1 pseudogene is annotated in these 310 nt (G+C 53.2%); it reads right to left on the bottom strand.

Annotation, left to right across the window (positions count from 1 at the left end):
- Positions 1-210 (bottom strand): annotated as a pseudogene (locus tag EOB49_RS35090) (autoinducer binding domain-containing protein); the annotation flags it as partial.
- Positions 211-310 lie beyond the last annotated feature (100 nt).

Below are 310 nucleotides of genomic sequence, written 5' to 3'. Positions count from 1 at the left end.
CCATTCAGCAGGATAATTCCACATCACCACAGAACCCTCTCGGTTCGGCTTGAAAGCCCTCTCTGATGCGAGCGGCCCATAGGCAATCCACGGGCAATCGAAATTGAGCGCAAACGCAGACAACAGTTCGAACAACTGTTCGGATTGAGCGACATCATCAGTCATCTTGAGGAATAGGTCTAACTCCACCGCAATCCGCCGGAGTTCCATGATGTCTCCTTCATTGCGTTCTCATTGGTGCACAGTTTGCTCCAACCCAGCCTCGCAACATCCGAAGTCAACGGGACTCGAGCCGGAGTTCCTTCCGCCA

Source organism: Mesorhizobium sp. M7A.F.Ca.MR.148.00.0.0, from assembly GCF_003997735.1.
Classification (GTDB): domain Bacteria; phylum Pseudomonadota; class Alphaproteobacteria; order Rhizobiales; family Rhizobiaceae; genus Mesorhizobium.
This window is presented reverse-complemented; position numbering and strand designations above follow the sequence as displayed.